Annotated in this window: 14 protein-coding genes; 5 read left to right on the top strand and 9 right to left on the bottom strand. The window is 67.7% G+C overall.

Going from position 1 to position 21,970, the window contains the following annotated elements; genetic code table 11:
• Nucleotides 1-109: 109 nt before the first annotated feature.
• Nucleotides 110-1,819 carry a proline--tRNA ligase gene (locus tag ACOGI4_RS09570; protein WP_419841444.1) on the bottom strand — a complete coding sequence of 570 codons (1,710 nt, stop codon included), beginning with the start codon at nt 1,817-1,819 and terminating at the stop codon, nt 110-112.
• A 383-nt stretch (nt 1,820-2,202) separates the two neighbouring features.
• On the opposite strand from ACOGI4_RS09570, the gene ACOGI4_RS09565 reads away from it, so the two are divergent.
• From ACOGI4_RS09565 to ACOGI4_RS09550, 4 genes are all read left to right on the top strand, one after another.
• Entirely contained in the window at nt 2,203-5,814 is a 3,612-nt protein-coding gene (locus tag ACOGI4_RS09565; RefSeq protein ID WP_419841443.1) for a DEAD/DEAH box helicase, read from the top strand.
• Nucleotides 5,811-6,203: a hypothetical protein gene (locus ACOGI4_RS09560; RefSeq protein ID WP_419841442.1), complete on the top strand. Its 393-nt coding sequence runs from the start codon at nt 5,811-5,813 to the stop codon at nt 6,201-6,203. The genes ACOGI4_RS09565 and ACOGI4_RS09560 overlap by 4 nt, the downstream gene beginning before the upstream one ends.
• Nucleotides 6,204-6,841: 638 nt before the next feature.
• Complete coding sequence (locus ACOGI4_RS09555) at nt 6,842-7,162, top strand: hypothetical protein (protein ID WP_419841441.1); 321 nt, start codon at nt 6,842-6,844, stop codon at nt 7,160-7,162.
• A 340-nt stretch (nt 7,163-7,502) separates the two neighbouring features.
• Nucleotides 7,503-8,990 (top strand): DUF222 domain-containing protein, encoded by a 1,488-nt coding sequence (locus tag ACOGI4_RS09550; protein ID WP_419841440.1) that lies wholly within the window; start codon nt 7,503-7,505, stop codon nt 8,988-8,990.
• Between the two features lie 134 nt (nt 8,991-9,124).
• On the opposite strand, the gene ACOGI4_RS09545 is transcribed toward ACOGI4_RS09550, so the two are convergent.
• The 3 genes from ACOGI4_RS09545 to ACOGI4_RS09535 all read right to left on the bottom strand — a co-directional run bounded on the left by ACOGI4_RS09545 (nt 9,125) and on the right by ACOGI4_RS09535 (nt 14,553).
• On the bottom strand, nt 9,125-9,829 hold the full coding sequence (locus ACOGI4_RS09545) for a DsbA family protein (protein WP_419841439.1): 705 nt from the start codon (nt 9,827-9,829) through the stop codon (nt 9,125-9,127).
• Between the two features lie 195 nt (nt 9,830-10,024).
• Nucleotides 10,025-12,061: a DNA gyrase/topoisomerase IV subunit B gene (locus tag ACOGI4_RS09540; protein ID WP_419841438.1), complete on the bottom strand. Its 2,037-nt coding sequence runs from the start codon at nt 12,059-12,061 to the stop codon at nt 10,025-10,027.
• Nucleotides 12,058-14,553 (bottom strand): DNA gyrase/topoisomerase IV subunit A, encoded by a 2,496-nt coding sequence (locus tag ACOGI4_RS09535; RefSeq protein WP_419841437.1) that lies wholly within the window; start codon nt 14,551-14,553, stop codon nt 12,058-12,060. Before ACOGI4_RS09535 ends, ACOGI4_RS09540 begins: the two co-directional genes overlap by 4 nt.
• 225 nt (nt 14,554-14,778) lie before the next feature.
• Between ACOGI4_RS09535 and ACOGI4_RS09530 the strand changes: the two genes are divergently transcribed.
• Complete coding sequence (locus ACOGI4_RS09530; protein ID WP_419841436.1) at nt 14,779-16,248, top strand: hypothetical protein; 1,470 nt, start codon at nt 14,779-14,781, stop codon at nt 16,246-16,248.
• On the opposite strand, the gene ACOGI4_RS09525 is transcribed toward ACOGI4_RS09530, so the two are convergent.
• The 5 genes from ACOGI4_RS09525 to ACOGI4_RS09505 all read right to left on the bottom strand — a co-directional run bounded on the left by ACOGI4_RS09525 (nt 16,195) and on the right by ACOGI4_RS09505 (nt 21,948).
• A complete protein-coding gene (locus ACOGI4_RS09525) occupies nt 16,195-16,608 on the bottom strand; it encodes an NUDIX hydrolase (protein ID WP_419841435.1) in 414 nt (137 codons plus the stop codon). The genes ACOGI4_RS09530 and ACOGI4_RS09525 overlap by 54 nt on opposite strands.
• Nucleotides 16,605-17,117: an N-acetyltransferase family protein gene (locus tag ACOGI4_RS09520; RefSeq protein ID WP_419841434.1), complete on the bottom strand. Its 513-nt coding sequence runs from the start codon at nt 17,115-17,117 to the stop codon at nt 16,605-16,607. Before ACOGI4_RS09520 ends, ACOGI4_RS09525 begins: the two co-directional genes overlap by 4 nt.
• A 5-nt stretch (nt 17,118-17,122) precedes the next feature.
• Nucleotides 17,123-18,838, bottom strand: a complete 1,716-nt coding sequence (locus ACOGI4_RS09515; protein ID WP_419841433.1) for an FAD-dependent thymidylate synthase — start codon at nt 18,836-18,838, stop codon at nt 17,123-17,125.
• 87 nt (nt 18,839-18,925) lie between these two features.
• Nucleotides 18,926-19,555 (bottom strand): diacylglycerol/lipid kinase family protein, encoded by a 630-nt coding sequence (locus ACOGI4_RS09510; protein ID WP_419841432.1) that lies wholly within the window; start codon nt 19,553-19,555, stop codon nt 18,926-18,928.
• Nucleotides 19,552-21,948 (bottom strand): DEAD/DEAH box helicase, encoded by a 2,397-nt coding sequence (locus ACOGI4_RS09505; protein ID WP_419841431.1) that lies wholly within the window; start codon nt 21,946-21,948, stop codon nt 19,552-19,554. Before ACOGI4_RS09505 ends, ACOGI4_RS09510 begins: the two co-directional genes overlap by 4 nt.
• Nucleotides 21,949-21,970: the final 22 nt, after the last annotated feature.

Below are 21,970 nucleotides of genomic sequence, written 5' to 3'. Positions count from 1 at the left end.
TGACCCTCGCCGGGCATCGCATTGCTTGCAGACTTGCGAAGATACAGCTCTCGAAGCCTGAACTCTCGAAGACTCAGCAGTGTACGGCGAAGCTCGGCGGGGGATGTGCTCAGCGAGCGGCTTGCACCGCTCGGGCAGTCTCGGCAGCCGCATGCTCCAAGGCGATCATCCGTGTCTGGCGGGTGGCGCGTTCAGTGAGCTCCACGTTGCCGTGCGCAAGGCTCCGCGCACCGATGGTGAGCCGGTAGGGAATGCCCACGAGTTCCGCGTCCGCCAGCTTCACGCCGGGGCGCAGCGGACGGTCGTCGGACAAGACGTCGATGCGGAGATCTGCAAGCTCCCGCCGCAGCCGAGCGCCGGCGGCCGACTGCGCGGCATCGGAGGGTTCCAACACCGTGACGACTGCCTCGAACGGTGCGATGGCCACAGGCCAGCACAAGCCTCGTTCGTCGTGGTGGGTCTCGGCCACGGCGGCCATTGCCCGTCCGATGCCGATGCCGTAGCTGCCCATGATCGGAATGCGGGCTGCACCCGTGGCATCCAGTACTGATACGCCCATCGCCTCGGAGTACCTGCGACCGAGCTTGAAGATGTGTCCGACCTCGATGCAGCGCAGCATGTCGAGCGGTTCGCCGCAGTCGGCACAGATGTCGCCTGCTGCCACCTCACGCAGGTCGGCCCAGCGCGGATCAACGATGTCCCGCTCCACGTCCACGTAGCGCAAGTGCCAGTCGTCTTCGTTGGCGCCAGTGGTCATGCACCGTCTGCCGGCCAGTGCGACATCGGCGTAGACGGGAACGTCGGTGACGCCGACGGCGCCGAGGCTGCCAGGGCTGGCGCCAAGCTGAGCCGCGGCCTCTTGGGCGGTGGCAGGTCGCACGGCGGTCGCTTTGCCGTGGCCGGCCAGCTTCGCCAGACTGAGCTGATGGTCGCCTCGCAGGATGGCCAGCGTGAGCTGTTCGTCGAGCATCATCACCATCGTCTTGATCTGCCGTTCCGGCGGGGCACCGCCGTCGAAGCGAGCGAGCGCCTCGATGGTCCGGACGCCTGGCGTGGCGAATCGTTCAGGCGCCTTGGCCGAGGGCGGATCGGTTATCGTCGGCACCGCCGCTGTGGCCCGCTCGATATTGGCCCGGTAGCCGCAGCCGGTGCAGCGCGCCACGTCGTCCTCGCCTGCCGGCGATGCCACCATGAACTCGACGCTGGCATCGCCGCCCATGGCGCCTGAGGACGCCTGCACGGCCACGGCCTCGAGATGGAGCCGTTCGAAGATGCGCACGTATGCCTGGCGATGCGCCTCGAACGAGGCATCGAGGCCCGCTTCGTCGAGATCGAAGCTGTAGGAGTCCTTCATCATGAACTCGCGTACTCGCAGCAAGCCGCTGCGAGGGCGTGGCTCGTCGCGGAACTTGGTCTGGATCTGGTACCAGATTTGCGGAAGCTCCCGATACGAGCTCATCTCGGCTGCAAGCGCTGCGAACACCTCTTCGTGCGTCATGCCCAGCACGACCTCGGCGTCATTGCGGTCGCGCAGCCGGAACATCTCCGAGCCCATGAGGCGCCAGCGGCCGCTGCGCCGCCACAGATCGGCCGGATGCATCGCCGGCAGCAGGAACTCCTGCGCACCTATGGCGTTCATTTCCGAACGCACGACATCTGCCACCTTGTTGTGGACCCGCAGACCCAGCGGCAACAGGCTGTAATGGCCCGAGTGCAACTGCCGGATGAAGCCGGCTCGCACGAGCAACTGGTGACTGGCTGCCTCGGCGTCGCCAGGAGCGTCGCGCAGCGTCGGGATGAACGAGTCAGACCAGTGCATTCGAGGCAGGGTAGGGGTGTGGGGACCAGCGACGCTGCCGATACCCTCATGTCTCGCCGTCGGCAGCTGCAGTGCTGACGACGCTGCCTCGGAGGGGCAGCGATGGCAGCGGACCCGAGTCACCGTGACGGCCCCGGTGAAAGTGTCCGTGAAAGTGTCCGCTGCCGGCGCTGCGTCGACGCGTCGGGCCAAGCCTCGCTCTGTCCGGACGGGTCCTGTAGTGCGCTGGTCAGCACTTCGTGAAGCAACGAGCCACCACAACGCGGACACGCCTACACGCTCAGTTGCCAAGACCTCAGGTGCCCAGACGCTGAACGAGCACAGCCCGCAGACGGCTTGCGAAGCATGGAAACTCTCTTCGGAGCGGCACATCACATGACGCGATGAGCGATCACGACACTCTGACCGCAACTGCGAACCACAGCGTGCCGGTGCATGCCGGGACTACGTCGGCAACCGACGCTTGGCGCGACAGCGATGCGGTTGCGGAACGCGGCAGGCGCAATGGCACTGCCTCGTCGGCGCTTGCGACGATGAGCTGGTCTGAGATCGCGCGTCTCGTCTGGGCCGACGCGCAGGGGACCGCCCGACAGCAGGACATCGCCGCGCTCGAGACTGACCCGGTTCGACGAGAACGTGTCCTGCTGGACCTTCTGGATCAGACTGAGGATTCCCTTGCGGCGGCACGTCGTCTGCCGCGGCCGATCAGACGGCAGGTTGTGCGGGACTTCGAGGTCGACTTCGCTGAGCTTGCTGCTGTCTACGAACGCCTGACGGGCGGTGATGCGACTGCATCAGTCGACGAGCCTGAGGCAGATGCCGGCCCCGACGTTGCCGCCACAGGCAATGCAAGGACAGGCACGGCGAGCACCGCCAAGACGGCCGCCGACGACCGCGGCGAATCCAAGGTGCTGCCCGAAGCAGTTGCCCTGCAGCTGTCTTGGCTGCCGGGCCGGATCGTTGCGTGGGCCGGCGGGGCAGGCGCCGAGCCCGAGTCCGCGGAGCGGGTCATGGACCGCTTGGCAGCCGTCGGCGCGCCCGACGGCGTCTGGTGTGCCCGCCCGAATCTGGAACTGCCAGGCGGTGTACACGCGGAGTCGCTCGTGGCTGAGGTGGGGGACGTGCTGGGCTGGCTGGTCGGCCTCGACGGCCCGTCGGCCAGCCGTGCTTGCCGGGATCGTCGAGCGGACGGTGACGACGCCGATCTGGACCCGAGCGACGATCTCCTGCTGGGTGCCAGCGCGATGTGGCTGCGCACGGCGGCGAGGACGGCCGTGGAGCTGGTTGCCGGCGGACGAATCGTGCCGCGGCTTCATCGCGTCCGCAAGCGGCGCAACCGCAAGCGGCCCGACACTGCGGAGTTCTCGGTGCAGTGGCAGCCTGCGTCGCTGGAAGCAGCGCGGCTGGAGGAGCTCGTCGGGTGCCTGCCGGGCGCTGTGGCTGCGGCCGATCCGAAGGCTGAGCCGAGCGCCACCGTGCAGTCCGTCTTGGCCGGAACCGTCGATGCCATCGTCACGAGCGCTGCTCGACGACTGGATGTGCCCGCCGCGTCGCCTGAGCCTCGAAGTCGCGCCGAGATGGCAGAGGCATTTCTCGCGTATCTGGACGGCACTCGATTCGTCGGTTCGGCAGCCCAAGGCGCCGACTTGGCCCGGCGCATCGAGCTCTGGGCGCGGTCGGTGACCGCTGCGGCGCGACAGTCGCTGGTTGTGCGGCTCGACGAGCCCGACGACGCCGGAGCATGGCACATGGAGGTGCTGGCCACGAGTCCCGAAGGTGTGAACGAGCCTGTCGAAGTTGCCATGGTGAGCGGCGTCAGCGCGCATCGCACCGAAGTGCGTGATCAGCTCACCCGCCTCGAACGGCTGCTGCCCGTGCTGATGCGCCCGGGCGGGAAGCGGCGAGGCGAGGTGGTGCTCAGCCAGGACGAGGCCTGGCAGCTGATGTCGGTGACCGGACCGGCGCTGCAGTCAGCAGGCTTCACGGTCGAAGTCCCCAACCTCTCCCGTGAGCGTCCGGCACCGTCGCTGCGACTCACTGCAACCGACGGCGCCCCCGCCAGCCTGGGTGCGCAGCAGTTGACCGCAGTGAGCTGGACGGCGGCGTTCGGAGACGTGGAGCTGACCGCGGATCAGATTCATGAGCTGGCTTCGCAGGCTCGACCGCTGGTGCGCGATCGAGGCCGGTGGATTGCGCTCGACCATGCCGACCTCGCCGAGGCAGCCGCCGCACTCGCCGAGCGGGCCGGCGTCACCGCCCTGTCCGGTTCGCAGATGCTGCGCCAGGCATTGGGACTCGAAGGACCTTCCGTGCGCGGCGGCATCACCATTGCCGGGAGCGGCTGGGCGGCCGATCTGCTGCGCTCGGCGGCCGCGATCTCGAGTACACCGCGGACGAGCCCGCACGGCTTCGTCGGAACGCTGCGCAGCTACCAAGCCGAGGCGCTGGCCTGGCTGGAGTTTCTCGACGGTGCCGGCCTCGGAGGTTGTCTCGCGTTGGACATGGGCTTGGGGAAGACCCCCACGGTGCTCGCTCGCATAGCAGCAGACCTGCGCCAAGCTCCTGCACTGGTCATCGCGCCGCCGGCTGTCGTCAGCAACTGGGCCGCCGAAGCGGCGCGTTTCACACCAGGACTGTCGGTGATCGTGCATCACGGACCTGCCCGGCGCGACGCAGCAGAACTGGTCCGCATCCTGCGCGACGGTGCTGATCGTGACGGCGCCGTCCGTGCCAGGGCAGACACCGCCTTGACAGGGCGGATCGACACAGGGCAGATCGACGTGGTGATCACGACCTACGGAACTGCCGTGCGTGACATCGATGCGCTCGAAGACATCGCCTGGGACCGCATCGTCGTCGATGAGGCGCAGGTCATCAAGAACCACACGAGCGAGACTGCCAAGCAGCTTCGGCGGCTGTCGGCTCGCATTCGCCTCGCGTTGACCGGAACGCCGATCGAGAACGGGCTCGGCGATCTGTGGGCGATCATGGATTTCTGCAATCCGGACTTGGTTGGCTCGCGAGCGTCGTTCATCGCTCAGCTGCAGCAGCTCGGCGACGCACGCGGGGCTGCCGAGTCCGCGTTGCACGCGCTCAATGGGGTGCTGGTGTTCCGTCGCACGAAGGCGGAGTCGCAGATCGCCGCTGAACTGCCCGACCGCATCGACGAACTGGCGCACTGCGCGATGACGCCGGAGCAGATCGGCCTGTACCAAGCGGTGCTCGACCAGTTGGTGGCGGACACAGCGGAGAGCGAACAAGCAGGGAACCAGCGCAAGGGTGTTGTGCTGGCTGCCATCACCGCCCTCAAGCAGATCTGCAACCACCCGCTCAACTACCGCCCGGACGACTTCGATACGCGAATCGAAGGACGCAGCGGCAAGCTGGCACGGCTCCATGAGATTCTGGACGTGGTGTTCGCTGCCGGCGAGCGAGCGCTGATCTTCACCCACTTCGCCACTTGGGGCGAGCGGCTGGCCGATCACCTGACGCAGCGGACCGGACTGCAGATCGACTGCTATCACGGCGGACTGGGCCGCAGCGCGCGCGATCGCCTGGTGCAGAGGTTTCAGGCCGAGGACGGTCCCGGAGCGATCGTTCTGTCGCTCAAGGCAGGCGGCACCGGCTTGAATCTGACCGCAGCCAGCCATGTGGTGCTCTATGACCGTTGGTGGAACCCCGCAGTCGAAGACCAGGCGCGCGATCGGGCGTGGCGCATCGGTCAGGAACGCACGGTCATCTGTCACCGCCTGGTCTGCCCTGGCACGGTTGACGAACGGGTGGAAGAGGTGGTCAGCGGCAAGCGACGCATCGCCGACATGATCCTGCCCAAGTCCAGCTCTATCGGCGACCTCGACGCCGACCAGCTGCGTCGAGCCTTGGGCATCGATACTGATGCACTGCTCGCCGACGAACTCGACTGGATCGAGAACGGCTCGCCCTACAGCGACGGCCCGAGCGGGGAGCGGCTGCCGGTCACCGCAGGCAGCTCATGAGCAAGCGGCGGCGCAAGCAGTCCCGCACGCGTCGTATCGACGATACCGAGGCGCAACGGCGACAAGCAGCCGAAGCGAGCACGGCGTTCTGGCACGGCGCAGCTGCACCGGCAACGGACGTGTCCAGTGTTGAACCCGGTGCCGAGCCCAGCATCGGGCCCGCCGCGCCGACTTCGCACAGCCGTTGGACTGCGACCCGTCCGATCACGGTCACGAGCGACCCGACGTCGACCGTGCGCTCGCTCGGCAAGCCGCCGCTCGCCGGACGCGAAGCGGCAGCAGAGCACTACTTCGAGGCTGTCTACCAACGCGCCGTCGCGATGGCCGGGGCGTTGGCCGCAGCCGGAGGCCTGCTCGCTGACGACGAAGAGGATCAGCCCGGCGCCTGAGGCTCCACTGACCAGCAGGGGCGCTTCCACCCGATTTCCGCTCGTGCCTGCGCAGCGGTGTCCGCACTGCTGAGATACCGCCGCTGAACCGAGCCGTCGGTGGCCCGCTCGCTGAGTGTCATCGGCCGGTGCCGCGGCGGGCGCTTGCGACAGCAACCGGGCTGCGGGTGCTGGCTGCTAGGTTGGCTGCTGCGATCACCACCTAGGGCCGACAGGTCTGCCAACCACGGAGCGGGGGAACCGGTTCCGAGGTTCCCTCTTTGTGGTTGGCGTGGTGGTGATCGCACACACCCGTGTCTCCTGCTTGGAGGGAACCACCCATGCCCAAGGACAACAGGCCTCGCTCGCTCCAGCCCGCCGAGCTGCCGCCCGACGACAGCCTTGCGACATCGCCAGGATCTCACGGCGCCGCTGCAGAGCGGCCGAAGAAGAAACGTCGTTGGGGCTTCAAGAGGCTGCTGCTGTTTGCAGTGGGCGGCATTGTGCTCATCGTCATCATCAGCGGTGCATTGTCCTCCTCCGGCGACGATGGGGAATCGGCAGCGAACGACCAAGTACCGGCCCCAGCGGTGGCGCCGACGACGGCCGCCCCAGCAACCACAGCCGCTGACGCTGGCACAGCTGGCACAGCCGCTGATGTGCCCGTCGACATCGACTTCGCCGGCACGGGCAATGCCGTGGAGTTCGTGACGCTCACCGAAGGCCGCTGGGTTGTGGAATCGAGTGTGAAAGGCAACGAGGGTGAGTTAGGCATCGGAGCAGAGTTCACCGTCAAACTCCTAGACAGCGACGGTGGCCTCTGCGATTTCGTGGCGCTGGCGATGGGCGCTGAAGCGAATGAATCGAGCGTGATCAAGGTAGGTGACGGTCTGTTCGATCTGTTCGATTGCGCGCCGGGTGAGTTAGCTTTGGAGATCGACGCTGTCGGTGACTGGGTCGTGACCTTCACCAAGCGCTGACGCTTCTCGGCGCGTCACGGCCTGCGGCGGCTCGCGTGGGTGGATTATACCATCGGCACGATGTTGTGCCGTTACGAACGCGCCCATACCGGTGCGGCGTGCGGGAAGACCTGCGAGTGGTGTGAGTTGAATCACCGCTTGTTCTGAGTGTCCAGGCTTCTGCAAGTCGATCGAAGCGTTGTCGAACCGTCGCCTTTGGTCAGATCTGTAAGTCGGTTTGGATGTGCGAAAGTAGGCTATATGTCGGTCCTTTTCGGTGGCAATTTTGGGACTCGAGATTTGGTCAAAATCTATTGCCCATGTGGTTGTGTTTGAGTCAGTTTTCTGATAGCGTTACTGCATGTTCTCGCACGTCCGTCAAGCCTCGGAATGCCTGAGTGCAGCGCTCGATTGCTTGGAGGCTGTGTCTACTGGTGAGCTGCGGCGTGTGTTGAGTGAGAGCAAATGTTTGCGTGCTCGTGCGGAGCTGTTGGAGTCGCGGGCGGCTGCGTTGGTGGCTCGACGTGAGCGTCACGGCGACGGCGGCGCCGGGCTGTTGAACCAGATCAGCGGCCTGACACGCTCGGACGCTGTGCGCAATGTTCGTACTGCCGTCGAGCTGGAACAATTGCCCGCCGCGCAAGCCGGAGTCGCAGCCGGCGAGATCAGCATTGCGAACGCGGCGCGGCTGGTGCAGGCTGCGCGCAGCACCAGCACACAAGCCGTCCAGGACAGCGCCGAGCTGGTTCACCTGGCCAAGACGCCGCCTGCGGACCAGTTCGCGCAGACCACTCGGCGCTGGACGCTGCGTCATCAAGACGGCGAAGAACTCGCTGCGCGGCATCGCCGCAACCGTCGCCATCGGCATGTTCGGGTGTTCGAGGGCGATGACGGGTCGGTGCTGTTGCGGGGCAGCTTCGATGTCGAGATGGGCGCCCGCATCAGCCGGCGCCTTCACCGCGAAGCCGAACTCCTGCGCCGAGACGACCGCCGCCGGCTGCGTAACCAAACAGCCGTCGGCGGCATCGGTGATATGGACGGCGCTGTTCGGACCCGTGACCAGCGCATGGCCGACGCACTCGACCGGCTTCTCGCCGTCGACACCTGTCTGTCGGCTGATTCGGCCACGAGCTCTGCGTCGCGTGATTGCGACAGCCGCCTCACAGTCGGGCAGCCGGTTTCCGACGGGGTCGCCGCGTCCGTCGCCGACGCTGGCAACGAGCAGCGTTGCGGGTGCCGTTCACGTGCGGCTGCCCAGAAGAGCCCAGCCGCCGCGAACGCCGGCACATCCGTAGCTGCTGCGGCTTGCCGTGCTTGTGCTGACGTAGTCGACCAGCCCGTCGGTGTGGGACGCACACGCACCGACGCGCAGATCGTCGTGCGTGCCGACCTCGCCGCGCTCCTCGGCGAAGCGGGCGGCAGCGTCGAGATCGCCGGCAGCGGGCCGCTCCCGGCCGCAACGCTGCAGCGACTCGCATGCAACAACGACCTGTCGCTGATCATCTTCGGAAACGACCTGACACCGCTCCATGAGACCACCCCGAGCCGAGCGCCCACGACGGCACAACGACGCGCGCTGATCGCACGCGACGGCGCGTGCGTGGGCTGTGCAGCGCCGCCCGAAGAATGCGAAGCCCACCACATCGTCCCGTGGACCAGCGGCGGCAAAACCAAGCTCGACAACCTCGTGCTCGTGTGCTGGTCCTGCCACGACCGCATCCACGACCACAACTGGCACATCACCAAACGCCACGACCGCTACCGGCTCACCATCCCGGACCCCAAACGGCCCAATCCCGCACCTTCACGAAAACCCCGACACTTCACCCCACCCCCCGCCGGCCCGTAGTTTCGGCGGTCGGCCAAACGGCAAGCTAACCGCACGATTCAGCGAACCATTGAATCCGATCTCAACCCGATTTTGAGTGCATCGTCGCTCACATCGACCGACAAACACCGAGCCGACCCGCCAACACACTCCGATTACTGAGCGACCTCCACGATCTCGCCCCGGTTGATGCTCACCCAGTCACGGGCCTGCACGTACGGCCTAAAGGTGTCGACGATTTTGTGCTGGTCGCGAGGCACGTGCTGGATCTCGTACAGATGCGGGAATTCGAGCCATCCCAGCACGATGTCCCACAGGCGCAGCGCGGCATCTCCGCTGGGCGGGTCGAGCAGTACCGGGCCGAAGATCGCTGTGTCGCCGAAGTAGAGCGTCGGCACGCCGAAGCCGCCGGAGTCGATGACGCGCTGGTGCTCGGCTTTGATCTCCTCGTGGGTCGTCTGGTCCTCGATAGAGGCGTCGACGACGGCCGGATCGGCGCCGATGAGGCTCAGCAGATGGCGCGCCACGTCCGGGTGATGCGGCCGGTTGCCGTCGACGTGCAGCGCCTTGCCCGAAGCCGCGTACCACGCGTCGAGCAGGTCCATCGACTCCCGCCGCAGAATCGCCCCAATCCGCATCATCGACCAGCCGTAGCTCCAGTCGCGTTCCCACGGATGCTTCTTGCCTTCGCGAAGATTCACCTCTTCGAGGCTGAAGAACTTCCAGTTGACCTGCAAGCCCAGCTGGTCCCGCACGTCTCGCATCCACAACGAGGTCTGGTAGGCCCAAGGGCACATCACGTCGAAGTGGAAATCGACCTCCGTCGGGCCGGTGTAGCTGTCCGGATTGCTCGCAGCCATGGCGATGCCTTTCTATGCCGACTGCTGAAGCTACCGCACTCGCAAACCGCTCACAGAGGGCGAGCTGGGCAGCGGCCAGCACGGGCCAACATCGGCCAACGTTGGTAACTTGACATAATGTGCATTATCGGCGTTGTGAGATTGGCCGAGCGAGCGGCGCTCGATGCCCAGCCTTTGATGCCCAGCCGGTGATGCTCAGACGTCGAGCGCGTGCCCGTAGCTGCTGCTGTGGGTGATGATGAAATTCTTGCGCGGGTCGACGGCTGTGCCCATCATCACCTCGAACGCCGCTTGCGCGGCTTCGGCGTCGCCGACGGTGATCCTGCGCAGCACTCGGGTCTCGGGGTTCAGCGTGGTCTCGAAGAGCTCGTCGTCGTCCATCTCGCCGAGTCCCTTGAAGCGCGTCAGCCGGTAGCGCCGACCGGCGGCGTCCAGCTCGGCGATCAGCCGGTCGCGTTGCGATGCGGTGTAGACGAAGTGCTTGTGCTGGCCGACGGTGACGGCGTGCGTTGGCGGCTGTGCAGCGAAGACTCGCCCCGCGTCGAGCAGCGGGCGCATGTAGTGGTACAACAGCGTCAACACCAGGCAGCGGATGTGGCTGCCGTCGACGTCGGCGTCGGCCAGCAGCACCATGCGGCTGTAGCGGGTCTGGTCCAAGTCGAACTCTGCGCCTGAGCCGCCGCCCATGGCGGTGAACATCGCCGCCGCCTCGGCGTTGTCGAGCACGGCTTTGGCTGTGCCCTTGCCGGCGTTCACCACCTTGCCTCGCAGCGGCAGCACGGCCTGCCACGCGCTGTCGCGGGACCGCTTGGCCGGGCCGGCGGCGGAGTCCCCCTCGACGATCAGCAACTCGCCGTCGGGATGCAGGCGGCAGTCGGCCAGCTTGGCCGGCATGGCGCTCGAGCCCAGCGATACTGCCCGACGTCGTTCGTCCAAGGTCCTCTTGGCCGCCACCCTGTTCACCACTGCATCGGAGATCTTCTCGAGCACTGCTTTGACGTGGATTCGTTTGCTGGCTGCCGATGCTCCCGAGAACCAGTCGCGCAAGCCGTCGCGCACCACGTTGTTGACGATGCGCTGCACCGCGGGGGTGCCCAGCTCGCGCTTGGTCTGACCCCGGAACTGCGGCTCTGCACACGTGACCCGGACGACTGCCACCAGGCCTTCCTGGGCGTCGTCGCGCCGCGCGCGGGCATCGTCTCGCAGGCGGCGCAGCTTGCGCAGATCGGCCTCGGTCAATGCGGCGTTCACCGCTGTGGTCAGCGCCCGTTCGAACCCGGCGACGTGGGTCCCGCCGTCGAGCGTGGGAATGGTGTTGACGAAGCTCACGATCTGGGCGTCGAACGAGGCGTTCCAACGCATGGCCACCTCCACTTCGCAGCGGCGGACGACCTCGGCGAGGCTGCCGTCCACCGGCACCTGTTCGGTGAACTCGTCGGCACCGTGCAGCTGGACGAGGCCGCCCACCGGCTCGGCCTCGCCGCTCAGGTGCTCGACCAGATCAGCCAAGCCGCCTGATGACATCAGCTCCTCGTGCACCATGGGCTCGCTGCGGCGATCGGTCACCGCAATCTTCACCTTGGGCACCAGAAAGCAGGTCTGCTGCACGCGCTCTCGCACCTCGGCGTAGCTGATCGAAGCATCGCCGTCGAACACCGCAGTATCGGGCCAGAAGCGGATCCGGGTGCCGGTTCGCTTCGGCGGCACCTTGCCGACGATCTTGAGGGCATGGCCGCGGCGGAATCTTCCAGCGGCATCGGTGCTGCCGGCCGCCCGGTCCCGGAATTCGAGCCGGTGGGTACGTCCGTTGCGGTCCACCTCGACCTCAAGCCGCGACGACAGCGCGTTGACCACCGAGGCGCCCACGCCGTGCAAGCCGCCGGAGGCACCGTAGGCGCCGGTGCCGAACTTGCCGCCGGCATGCAGCTCGGTGAACACGACCTCCAGCGCAGTGACCTCACCGTCCTTGGCGTCCACGGGGATACCGCGGCCACAGTCGGCGACTTCGTAGGAGCCGTCGGGGTGCAAGGTCACGTCGATCTGTCGGCCATGGCCCGCGGCAGCCTCGTCCACGGCATTGTCGATGATCTCCCACAGCAGATGGGTCAGTCCCCCGGTGCCGGTTCCGCCGATGTACATGCCGGGCCGCTTGCGAACCGCCTCCAGGCCTTCGAGCACCTCGATGGCATCGGCGTCGTAGTCGGCCACCGCAGTCGACGGCGCCAACGTCATGCGAACCGGTCCTGGCCGAGGGCCACGATCTTGGGTCCGGCGAGCCGAGCCCGCAGGTTGCGCTTGGTAGGCACCAGCTCAGGGCGTGCGGGCGTGGGGTCGAGCCGTTTTCCGTCACCGTCGGCAGCGACGACCGCGGCAATCTGACGGTCCAGGCCGATCCACGCGTAGGCGACGCAGGTCTCAAAGCCGCCGAAGCGCACCACCGGCGAACCTGCGCCGCCCCGACGTCGGGCCGGCACTTCGGACATTGCAGTCACCTTGAGCGTCCCTTCGTCGGTGACGGCGACCGCAAGCGAGCCGAAGGCGATCGGCGCAGCGGCCAGCGCTGTGGCGCCGTGGGCAAGGCTGATGAGGTTCACTCCCCCGGCATCGGGCCTCCGCAGCGGAATCTCCTCGCATGCAGTGCGAAGCACTCGGCCGGCGCTCGACATCACCGCCAGCTCTGCTGTGGCCGACGCCGCGAACGCTGCCACGAGCCGGTCGCGGTCGGCGAGCCGCATAGCGGAGGTGCCGTCGCGACGCGACAGCAGCGCCGCTGTCTCCACACGCTTGGCGCTGCCGCCGCGGGCCACCAGTGCCAAGTGGTCAGTGTCGGCGTCGGCGGACCACAGCGCCACGATCCGCTCGCCGCGCGACAGGTCGAGGAGTTCGCCGGCAGAGGCGCCTCGACTGCCACGGGCCATCTCGGGGATGTCCCGAACGGCGATGGCGAACAGTCGCGCGTGATCGGTCAGCACGGTCACCTGCTCGAGATCGGACACGACGATTGAGGCGACCAACACGTCGTGGCGGCCCGGCTTCGCCGAGAGCGGATCCTCGGCGTGACGGCGCCCGAGCAGTCCCGAGGTGGACAGCGTCACCGTGCTGACACCCACGACGCTTCCGGGTCCGACGCCCGCCGCAGCAGTTCCCGCCGGCGACGCGCACTGGGCCCCTCCCCCGCCGTCCGACAGCGCCGCTGCACCGGCAGGCCGCTCTGCTCGGGCATCGAGCAGTGCGCGGTCCACCAGCCTGCTACGACGGGGTGTGCCGAATCGCTGGACCAGCTCGTCGAGCTCGTCGGCGATGATCTGACGGCGTTGCTCGTCGGATTCCAGCGTGGCGAGGTATGCAGCGATTGCAGCACGCAGGTCCAACAGCTCATCTCGCAGCTTCTGGGTCTCCAAGCCGGTCAGTCGCCGCAGCTGCATGTCCAGAATGTGGTTGGCCTGCACCTCGGTGAGGCGAAGCCGCGCCGTCAGCGCGGCACGCGCCGTCCCCACGTCGGCCGAGCTGCGAATAACGGCTATGGCCGTGTCGATGTCGTCGAGCGCGATGAGCAGCCCTTCGACGATGTGCTCACGCTCACGGGCCCGCGCCAGACGGTGCTGCGTGCGTCGGACGATGACGTCGAGCCGATGAGCGATGTACTGCTCGCACAGCTCCCTGACACCGAGGGTCTGCGGCACTCCGCCAACCAGCACCACGTTGTTGATGCCGAACGACTCCTCCAGTGGCGTCTTGCGCCACAGTTCGGCCAACACTTGGTGCGGGTCGGCGTGCGGTCGGCATTCGATGACCAGACGCAGCCCGCCGGCTCGGTCCGACAGGTCCGCTGCCTCGCCGACCTGGTCGAGCTGACCGGTCTTCATCAGCGCCCGAATCTTGGCGAGCACACGCTCAGGACCCACCGTGTAGGGCAGTTCGGTCACCACGATGGCCTGCCGGGTTGCCGTCATCGGTTCCAGGTGGACCTCGGCCCGGATGCGCACCGATCCGCGACCTCGTTCGTATGCCTCGGTGAGCTGCTCGTCGCAGACGACGATGCCGCCGGTCGGGAAATCGGGACCGGGCAGCACCTTCATGAGCGCGTCGGTGCCGGGCTTGCGCTGCGGACGGCGCAGCACCAGCTTGATGGCCGCCGCGACTTCGGTCAGGTTGTGCGGTGCCATGTTGGTCGCCATGCCTACCGCGATGCCGCTCGCACCGTTGACCAGCAGGTTCGGCAGCAGGGCAGGCAGGCACGACGGCTCTGACCGCTCGCCGTCGAAACTGGCCACGAGGTCGACCGTGTCCTCGTCGATGCCGGCGACCATCGTCATCGACGCCTCCGTGAGGCGAGCCTCGGTGTAGCGGTACGCAGCCGGAGGGTCGTCAAGGCTCCCGAAGTTCCCCTTCGGCGCCACCAGCGGCACCGACATGGAGAAGCTCTGGCCCATGCGGACCATCGCTTCGTAAATCGCATTGTCGCCGTGGGGGTGGTACTTGCCCATCACCTCCCCGACGACGCCGGCCGATTTGCGGAACGGTGTCCCTGGTCGCAGACCCAGGTCGTCCATGACGAACAGGATCCGGCGCTGCACTGGCTTGAGACCGTCCCGAACGTCGGGAATCGCCCTGGCCGTCATCACCGACAGCGCGTAGGGCATGAACGAGTTCCGCATCTCGTCGGCGACGTCGGTGTCGCGAATCTCACGGGCAATCTCAGCAGGTGCGGTAGGTGCGGCCATGACGGGGACCTTTCGGCTGTGGAGGGCGGACCGGCAGAGCGGACGGGCCACCGTGCGCGCCGCTCGTGCCCGCCGTTCGTGCCCGCATGCACAAGCCGGCAGGCGGAAACGGGCTCGCGGGCGAGAGTACGGCCCAGACGCCGGGCTGCACCGTCTTTTGGTCGCTGCCGCTGCGGCAAGGACTACGCTTCGGCAAGTGCTGCGGCGAGTGCTGGTGAAGTTCCCGTGAGTCCGCGCCTCGACATCGAGCTGACCAGCCGACGCGAGGACGGCTCGTGGACATGGCGCGCCGCAGGCGCGAAGCAGCCCAAGGGCCTGCTCGACGGCGAGTTGGCGCCGAGCGACGCTGCGGCGGGCGATGTCCTGCGAGTCGACGCGGCGTTCGAGATCGACGGCATCTTCGTCACCGCGGTCCTGCCGCCCAAGGCACGAAGCGGTCGTCCGCCCAGCGAACGCATCGAGCTGCTGGGTACGTTCGAGCGCAAGGAGGCTCAGCGCAAGGAGACATCCACTGCCGCATCCTCGGCGACCGACGCCCCAGACCGCGGCAGCCCCAAGCGTGGCGCCGACGGACAACGCAAGCGTGACCGCGGCGGGAATCGGAACACGCAGGGCGCACGAGGCACACGCGAGTCGCAGCGCCGGCGTCGAGAGGCTTCGACAGACGCCGTGCCAGGCGGCGAGCGCGACGAACAACGACCGCGAAGACGGCGAGACGGCCCCAAGCGCGACAGCAGTGACCGAAGCGCATCGCAGACCCGCCACGACTCCGCTCAGCCGAAGCCGGAGTCGCCCGACAGCCCGTCACGGCCCAGAGCGCCCAAGCTGCGGCCAGGGCGCATGCATCGAGAGGCGCTGTTCGCCTCCTTGCCGGCCGAGCAGCGGATCGTCGCGGAACAGGTTGCGCGCGGTGGCCTCGCTGCTGTGCGTGCCGAGATCGCCGAACAGAACCGCAGGGCAGCAGCCGCCGGAGCGTCCGAAGTCCCCGCCGACGGTCTCTTGTCACTCGCAGAATCGCTGGTCGGACGGGTGCAGATGGCCGAGTGGCGAGACCGTGCCGATGCCGCGCTCGCAGGCATCGACCGAGTCGACCTGCGCGATCTGCGGTCCGTGGTCGTGGCGGCTGAGGACTTTGCCCGCGATGCCCAGACGCGGGAGCTGGCCGAGACGATCCGAGCCGGGCTGAACCGGCGCGTCGAACAGAGCCAGCAGGAATGGCACCTCGAGCTGCGCGAAACCTTGGCCCAAGGCCGGGTCGTGCGAGCGCTGCGGCTCAGTTCTCGGCCCCCCAAAGCAGGTGCGCCGCTGCCGCCGGAAATCGCGGAGGAGCTGACGTCGCAGGCGAATGCTGCGTTGGGGACGGGCAACTCGCAGCATCGGATTGCCGTGGTGCTCGAAGCGGCAGCCTTCTCGCCGATACGTCCCTACATAGTCCTGCCGAACATCCCCGCGGCGCCTGCCGAGGAACTCCTCGAGGCTGCTCGCAAGTTCGCCAGCCGGCTGCCGGAGGTTGCTGCTGCTCTCGGCGTGGCGCCCGCGCCGGCGAGCCGTCGTCGGCCGAAGCGAAGCGGCCGCCGACATGCGGATGTCGAGAACGCGGATGCCGAGAACGCCGATGCCGAGAACGCGGACGCCGGCGAATCAGCGCCTGATGCTGAGGACGTAGCGGTCCAGGAACTCGCGCATCCCCACTGAGAGCGGCAGCGAACCGGACTCCAGCTCGGCGAAGCTCACAAACCGAGCCTCTGCGGCATCGTCGCCAGCTGTCGGCACGGCGACGGGCGAGCACTCCACGGCGTAGTCCAAGATCACGTAGTGCCGGCTGTCGCTGATGTGCTCGGCGACGCCGATGAGCTCGCCGCATTGCACCTCGAGCCCGGTTTCCTCGGCGACTTCGCGTTCGACCGCGCAGCTCAAGCTCTCCTGCGGCTCGACGCGCCCGCCGGGAAATGCCCACCGGCCGGCGGCGGGCGGGTTCCCGCGGCGGACCAACAGCACCGATGCTTCCCGCACGGCGACACCGCCGACGCAGACGTGAGGGACAGGTGCGCTCACTGCGGCTGGGGCGGGCGTCTGAGAGGCGAGCCGCCTTGGGGCGACAGCGGTCGGTGCAGCACCAGCAGGCGCGCAGTGAAGCCGAACGTCTCGAAGAAGTTCTTGGTCGCCCGGTTGCCGGGCAGTGCCAACGAGTCCACCCCGACACAGCTCTGACCCTCGCACCATGCCAGCACCTCCCCGATCAGCGTCTCCCCCACGCCGACGTCGCGAGCCTCCGCGGTCACATAGAGGTCCGTGACGCGTCCGAGCCGTTCTCCTGAGTGCAGTGTCTCCAAGGCGACGGCGGCGTAGCCCATCGGCACACCGTCGATCAGTCCGACCCACACGGCTTGGTCAGGATCGTCGAGTGCCGCCTGCAAGCTCTCGCCGAACGGCGTTGTGCGCACTTCTCGGCGCGACCACAGCCACCCGCCGCGGGCATCGGCCTGCTCGGCAACGCCCTGTGCAGCCAGCGCAGCCAGCGCAGCCACGTGTTCCCCGTCGGCCGGCACAGCAGTGACCTCCATGAGCCTCAGTCCGTCGTCGTGCGCGCGGCTGCAGGCGGCGAGGGGGTGTTCGCTGAGGCTGGGTGCGACGACGCAGGTACTGCCGAGCGCCGTCGCACCGTGTCCTGCTCGGCGCTCAGGCGCCCCAAGGTGCCTTCGGACAAGTCTACATGCGACAGCATCGCAGCCACGGCACGATGACCAGCGGTCTCCGCGATGTGGTGATACATCGTGGCCACGATGCGCCGATAATCCTGATGGCCCTGCGGCTGAGAACGCAGCTCGATGAGGTGCATGGCCTCTCGAGCGTTGAACTGCATGCTGTAGCGCACCCGATAGGCCATGGCAACGGCATACGAGGCTTCGAGCGGTCCCGCGACCTCGTCGAGTGCGCCATAGAGATCGGCCGACAGCTCCATCACGTCGTCGTAGGCGTCGCCTCCGCCGGCGGCTTCCACGAGTGCTGGGACCACGTAGCCGTGATGCGGTGTCAGCGGCTGCCATTCGATGGTCAGCAGGCGGTGACGCTGCAGGTCGCGGAAGCTCCCGTAATCGGCCAGCACGTCGAACCGGTAGTCGATCCGCTCCAGGGCTCGGCCCGGCCGATGCCGGCGATTGGAGCGTTCGCCGACGTACCGACGCACCAAGTCCAGCCGCTGAGCCTCGGTCATCTGGGCGACACGGCTTGCAATCTGCGATTCGGGCAGGTCCGTGTGAGGAAACAGCATCGCCGTCAGCATCTTGTCCTCGCCGGCTGGATCCCAGTCGCTCAGCACCACTTCGGGCACCGGTTGCGGCGTTTCGTCGCCGAACAGCTCCCGGGCGACGTCGTCCATTGCCGTGCGATTGGCTTCCAAGTACGCCGACCACACCACGCCGCGCTCTGCCTGGTCGACCCGGCGCAGAAACGACGGGATGACCTTGCGCAGCTCAGTCAGCATCAACGCTGCGTAGCTGCGCGCCTCTGGCAGCGGATGTGACCGCATTCTCAGCAGCAGCGCCTCGTAGGCCTGGCCGCTGCCGAAAATGCCGACATTGGACAGGCTGGCCGCCGGCAGCAAGCCGCGTGCCGCATCGAACGCCTGTGCCCGCAGGGCGCGGCGCCGGGCGAGATCCCCCCCGGCGGGGACGCCAGACGCTGCAGCGCTGCCCGCCGAGCCATGGCTCGCCTTCGCGCCGCGATGTTCGGCGAGCCATGCGCCCAGCCGGCGGACCAACGCGCCGTAGGCGTCGAACATCGTGTCGATGTCGCCGACGTAGCGGGTGCCGGCCGGCGAATTGGTCACCCCCGGAGGACGGTGGTACCGATAGCGACCGTGAACGCGTTCGTCGTACGCCAAATAGCGGGTGGACTGCTCCAGGTACGACATCAGCCGTCCCCGCTCCAGCACCTTGGTGAGCACGTTGGATGCCTGTTCGCAAGCGAGATGGACTGCTCCGAGCTGGGCCACCGAATCGTCGCCGTACTCCACGAAGACGCGCTGGTACAGCTGTTCGGCGCGGGCCACTCCCGCGGTGGCGTCGATGGACTCGTCGCCTGAGATGTCCAGGTCGTCCACGAACTCGTCGAGCAGCAGCCGCCGCAGAGTCTTGTGCGACCTGGAATAGCGCGCGAAGAGCGCTCCTTTGACGACCTCGGGAAGATTCACGAGTGCGAAGACCGGCAAGTGCAGGTTCGTCACGTACCGCCGCAGCACGTCTCGTTCGCCCGGTGTGAACGTCTCAGCGGCGTAGTGGATCACCGGATCACCGGCACCTGGAGCAAGAGTGCGGCACTGCTCGGTGATGGTACGGCCCGTGGGCGCGCAGCCCGGGGACCATCGCACGGCTCAGTAGGCGATGGCAGCAGCACCGGGCCGGACCGAGACCGTCAGCGTGCGGCACTCGCCGACTCGCTCGCCGTCGAGCCACACCGCCAGCGAGCGGTCGAACCGGAATTCGGCTCGTCGCACGCGCTGCACGGAGATCGCCGGATGCGGCACGTGAGCGCCCGACCGCAGCCGGCGCCGCGCCAGCACCCGCTGGGTCACGCTGAGCGGACGCTGGTCGATTCCGGTGCTGACCACGTGCATACGCCCGTCGTTGGGGTGAGCTGCAGGAGCGATGCGCCACTCCCCGAGCCGGTCCACGTTCGCGGCCGCCACCACCGGTCCGCGCCACCACGAGCGGCGCGCAACGACTCCGACACATGCCCAACGGAGGTGGCCCTCGATGGCTACCTCGATGAGATCGATCGGCGCCGTTCGGGCGCGTGCACCTCGCAGGCGTTCGACACCGCCCGGCGGAGCGCCGACCACGCGCCACAGATCGCCGCCCACCACGCCGACGGGCACGGTCGGCGCGTCGCCACGCATCTGGCAGGTGACCAGCCGTCGCAGCTCGGCATTGGTCGCGGCAATGGGCGCCCCGTCGGGCAGCGGGCAGCCGGCGCCCCACTGGGCACCGCGTCGAATCGTCACGACAGCCTGCGTGTGCGCCTCACCACAGGCACCGGGGCAAACCTGTCCGGTCCGCCGTGCGTTGCAGCCCACACTGGCCCGGCTGCTGGAATAGCTGCTGCGTCGTCGCCGACGTGTACCACCGAGGCCACCACGCCGCGATCGAGCGCTTGGCGAGCTTCGGCTGCCACACGCCGCGTACGTTGCTGCTGCGCGACATCGGCAATTCGGTCGAGCAGATCGATGAGCTGTCGCATCTGGCGGACGAAGTCGCCGCCTGGCAGCATCTGGTCGGTGCCTGCATCGCTGAGGCGCAGGTCGGCATAGGGCGTCCCGTCGGCCCATGCGTACACCGTGGCAAAAAAGGACGCGTCCGGCGCGCGTGATGTCGCCATGGCGCGCTGGTGCTCGGCGCGGCGGATCTGGGCTGCTAGCTCGAAGACGTGCGCGGCTCGGGTCCGAGAGTCCTGGTCCGGATAGCACGGCGCGGGAGGCGGTTGGCTGCTGCGGTGCGCGTAGGTCAGCAGCGACACCAGGCCTGCCAGCTGCGCCGGCTCGACATGGTCGAACACGCCGTCGCGCAGGCACAGCACGGTGAGCAGGTCAGACTCGTGGAAGACCGCCCTCAGACAGTCACCGGTCGGCGTCAGCGACCAGCCGTCTGCGCACTCGAAGGCGTTCAGCACGTCGCTCACGGCATCGAGCCGGCGGACCAGTCCTCCTTCGGCGAGCTTGATCCGCTCCTTCAGACGGCTCACTCTCGCCGCAACCTGCTCGACGTGACGTTCGGCCTCGATGAGGTGTCGCTGACCCTGCGACGATGACGGCTCGCCGCGCCGGTGTCGGCCAGAACGCGCCGACGGGCCGCGTGCTGCTGCCTGGGACCGTGGGCGACCGCGTCCGCCGCCCATCGACCTCACTCGCGCCCGGGCCGTGCGCAGCTCGGCGCGTTCGGCATCGAGCCGCTCCGTCCACTGGCCTACCCGCCGATCTGCCCGCCACTGGGAAAACGACTGCGCCAAGAGGTCCACTGCTTCGTCCCGCGTCCTGCTGGCCATGAGATTGGCGACCATGTTGTACGTGGGCCGGAACGATGATTCGAGCTCGAATTCGTTGCTCGCGACCAGCCGGGCCGTCTCGGCGAAGTCCAGATGCGGCTGCCACAGCGTGTAGGCATAGCCCGCCTCGTCGATGCCGCGGCGGCCCGCCCGACCGGTGAGCTGGGTGTACTCACCCGGCGTCAGCAGCGCAAAGCCCTCACCGCGGTATCCGCTGAGCTGCTCGACCACCACCGATCGCGCCGGCATGTTCACGCCCACCGCCAGCGTCTCGGTCGCGAACACCACCGCCAGCAGCCCGGCGGCAAAGCACTCCTCGATGGCTTCCTTGAAGGCCGGCATCAAGCCGGCGTGGTGCGCCGCAACACCGGCAGTGAGCTGGTTCAGCCAGTCGTCGTAGCCCAGCGCTGCCAGATCCCTCGGCTCGAAGTGCGACGTGTGAGCCGTCGCAATCTGGCGCACCCGATGCTGCTCGGGTCCATCGAGGAATGCCACCCCGCCCGCGACCAGCGACCGTGCGGCATCGTCGCAGCCTTGACGAGAGAAGACGAAGACGATGGCCGGCAGCCTGCCCGCCGCCGTCAGGTGCTCGACGACCTCGGAGCGTCGTGGACGGGCCGGCCGCATGCCGGTGCGACGATGCCGATGGCGACGGTCTGCGCGAACGCTCGCCTGTGCCGCCACCCGCTCGAACTCAGGGCTCTGACCTCCGTCTCGAAGCGTCGGCACATCGACCAGCCGGCGGCTGTGCCGATCGAACAGCAGGAAGCGGTCCTCCAACGGCACGGGACGCTGCGAGCAGACCACTACGCTGCACGCGCCCGCGGTGGCATCGATCCATCTGGCGAGTTCTCGGGCGTTGCTGACTGTTGCCGACAGGCACACCAGTCGCATGTGCGCGGGTGCGCTGATGATGATCTCCTCCCAGACGGCGCCGCGGTACGGGTCTTGGAGATAGTGGATCTCGTCGAGCACCGTGAGACCGAACTGCGCGACGTGGTGCGAAGCGGCGTAGATCATGTTGCGCAGCACTTCGGTGGTCATCACCACGACGTCGGCGTGCGGGCGCACGACGTTGTCGCCGGTGAGCAGGCCTACTCGATCAGCGCCCAGCCACGAGCTCAGTTCGCGCAGCTTCTGATTCGACAACGCCTTGGTCGGCGCTGTGTAGGCGGCTCGCTGTCCCTGCTCCAATGCCGTCGCGATCCCGTATTCGGCCACCAGCGTCTTGCCAGACGATGTCGGCGCCGTGACCAGCACCGATTCTCCGCGGTCGAGCACGGCGAATGCCTCGATCTGAAATTCGTCCGGGGTGATGTCGCGCGCAGCCAGCAGATCCGCCGGCAATGTGGACACCGCCTGCGTACGTGCCTGCGCA

The organism is Candidatus Poriferisodalis sp. (assembly GCF_965205175.1).
Lineage (GTDB): Bacteria > Actinomycetota > Acidimicrobiia > Acidimicrobiales > Poriferisodalaceae > Poriferisodalis.
This window is presented reverse-complemented; position numbering and strand designations above follow the sequence as displayed.

What these genes read in the sequence shown, in the direction of transcription:
- ACOGI4_RS09570 (WP_419841444.1), bottom strand. Translation starts at nt 1,819, where the DNA reads ATGCACTGGTCTGACTCGTTCATCCCGACGCTGCGCGACGCTCCTGGC.
- ACOGI4_RS09565 (WP_419841443.1), top strand. Translation starts at nt 2,203, where the DNA reads ATGAGCGATCACGACACTCTGACCGCAACTGCGAACCACAGCGTGCCG.
- ACOGI4_RS09560 (WP_419841442.1), top strand. Translation starts at nt 5,811, where the DNA reads ATGAGCAAGCGGCGGCGCAAGCAGTCCCGCACGCGTCGTATCGACGAT.
- ACOGI4_RS09550 (WP_419841440.1), top strand. Translation starts at nt 7,503, where the DNA reads ATGTTCTCGCACGTCCGTCAAGCCTCGGAATGCCTGAGTGCAGCGCTC.
- ACOGI4_RS09545 (WP_419841439.1), bottom strand. Translation starts at nt 9,829, where the DNA reads ATGGCTGCGAGCAATCCGGACAGCTACACCGGCCCGACGGAGGTCGAT.
- ACOGI4_RS09540 (WP_419841438.1), bottom strand. Translation starts at nt 12,061, where the DNA reads ATGACGTTGGCGCCGTCGACTGCGGTGGCCGACTACGACGCCGATGCC.
- ACOGI4_RS09535 (WP_419841437.1), bottom strand. Translation starts at nt 14,553, where the DNA reads ATGGCCGCACCTACCGCACCTGCTGAGATTGCCCGTGAGATTCGCGAC.
- ACOGI4_RS09520 (WP_419841434.1), bottom strand. Translation starts at nt 17,117, where the DNA reads ATGGAGGTCACTGCTGTGCCGGCCGACGGGGAACACGTGGCTGCGCTG.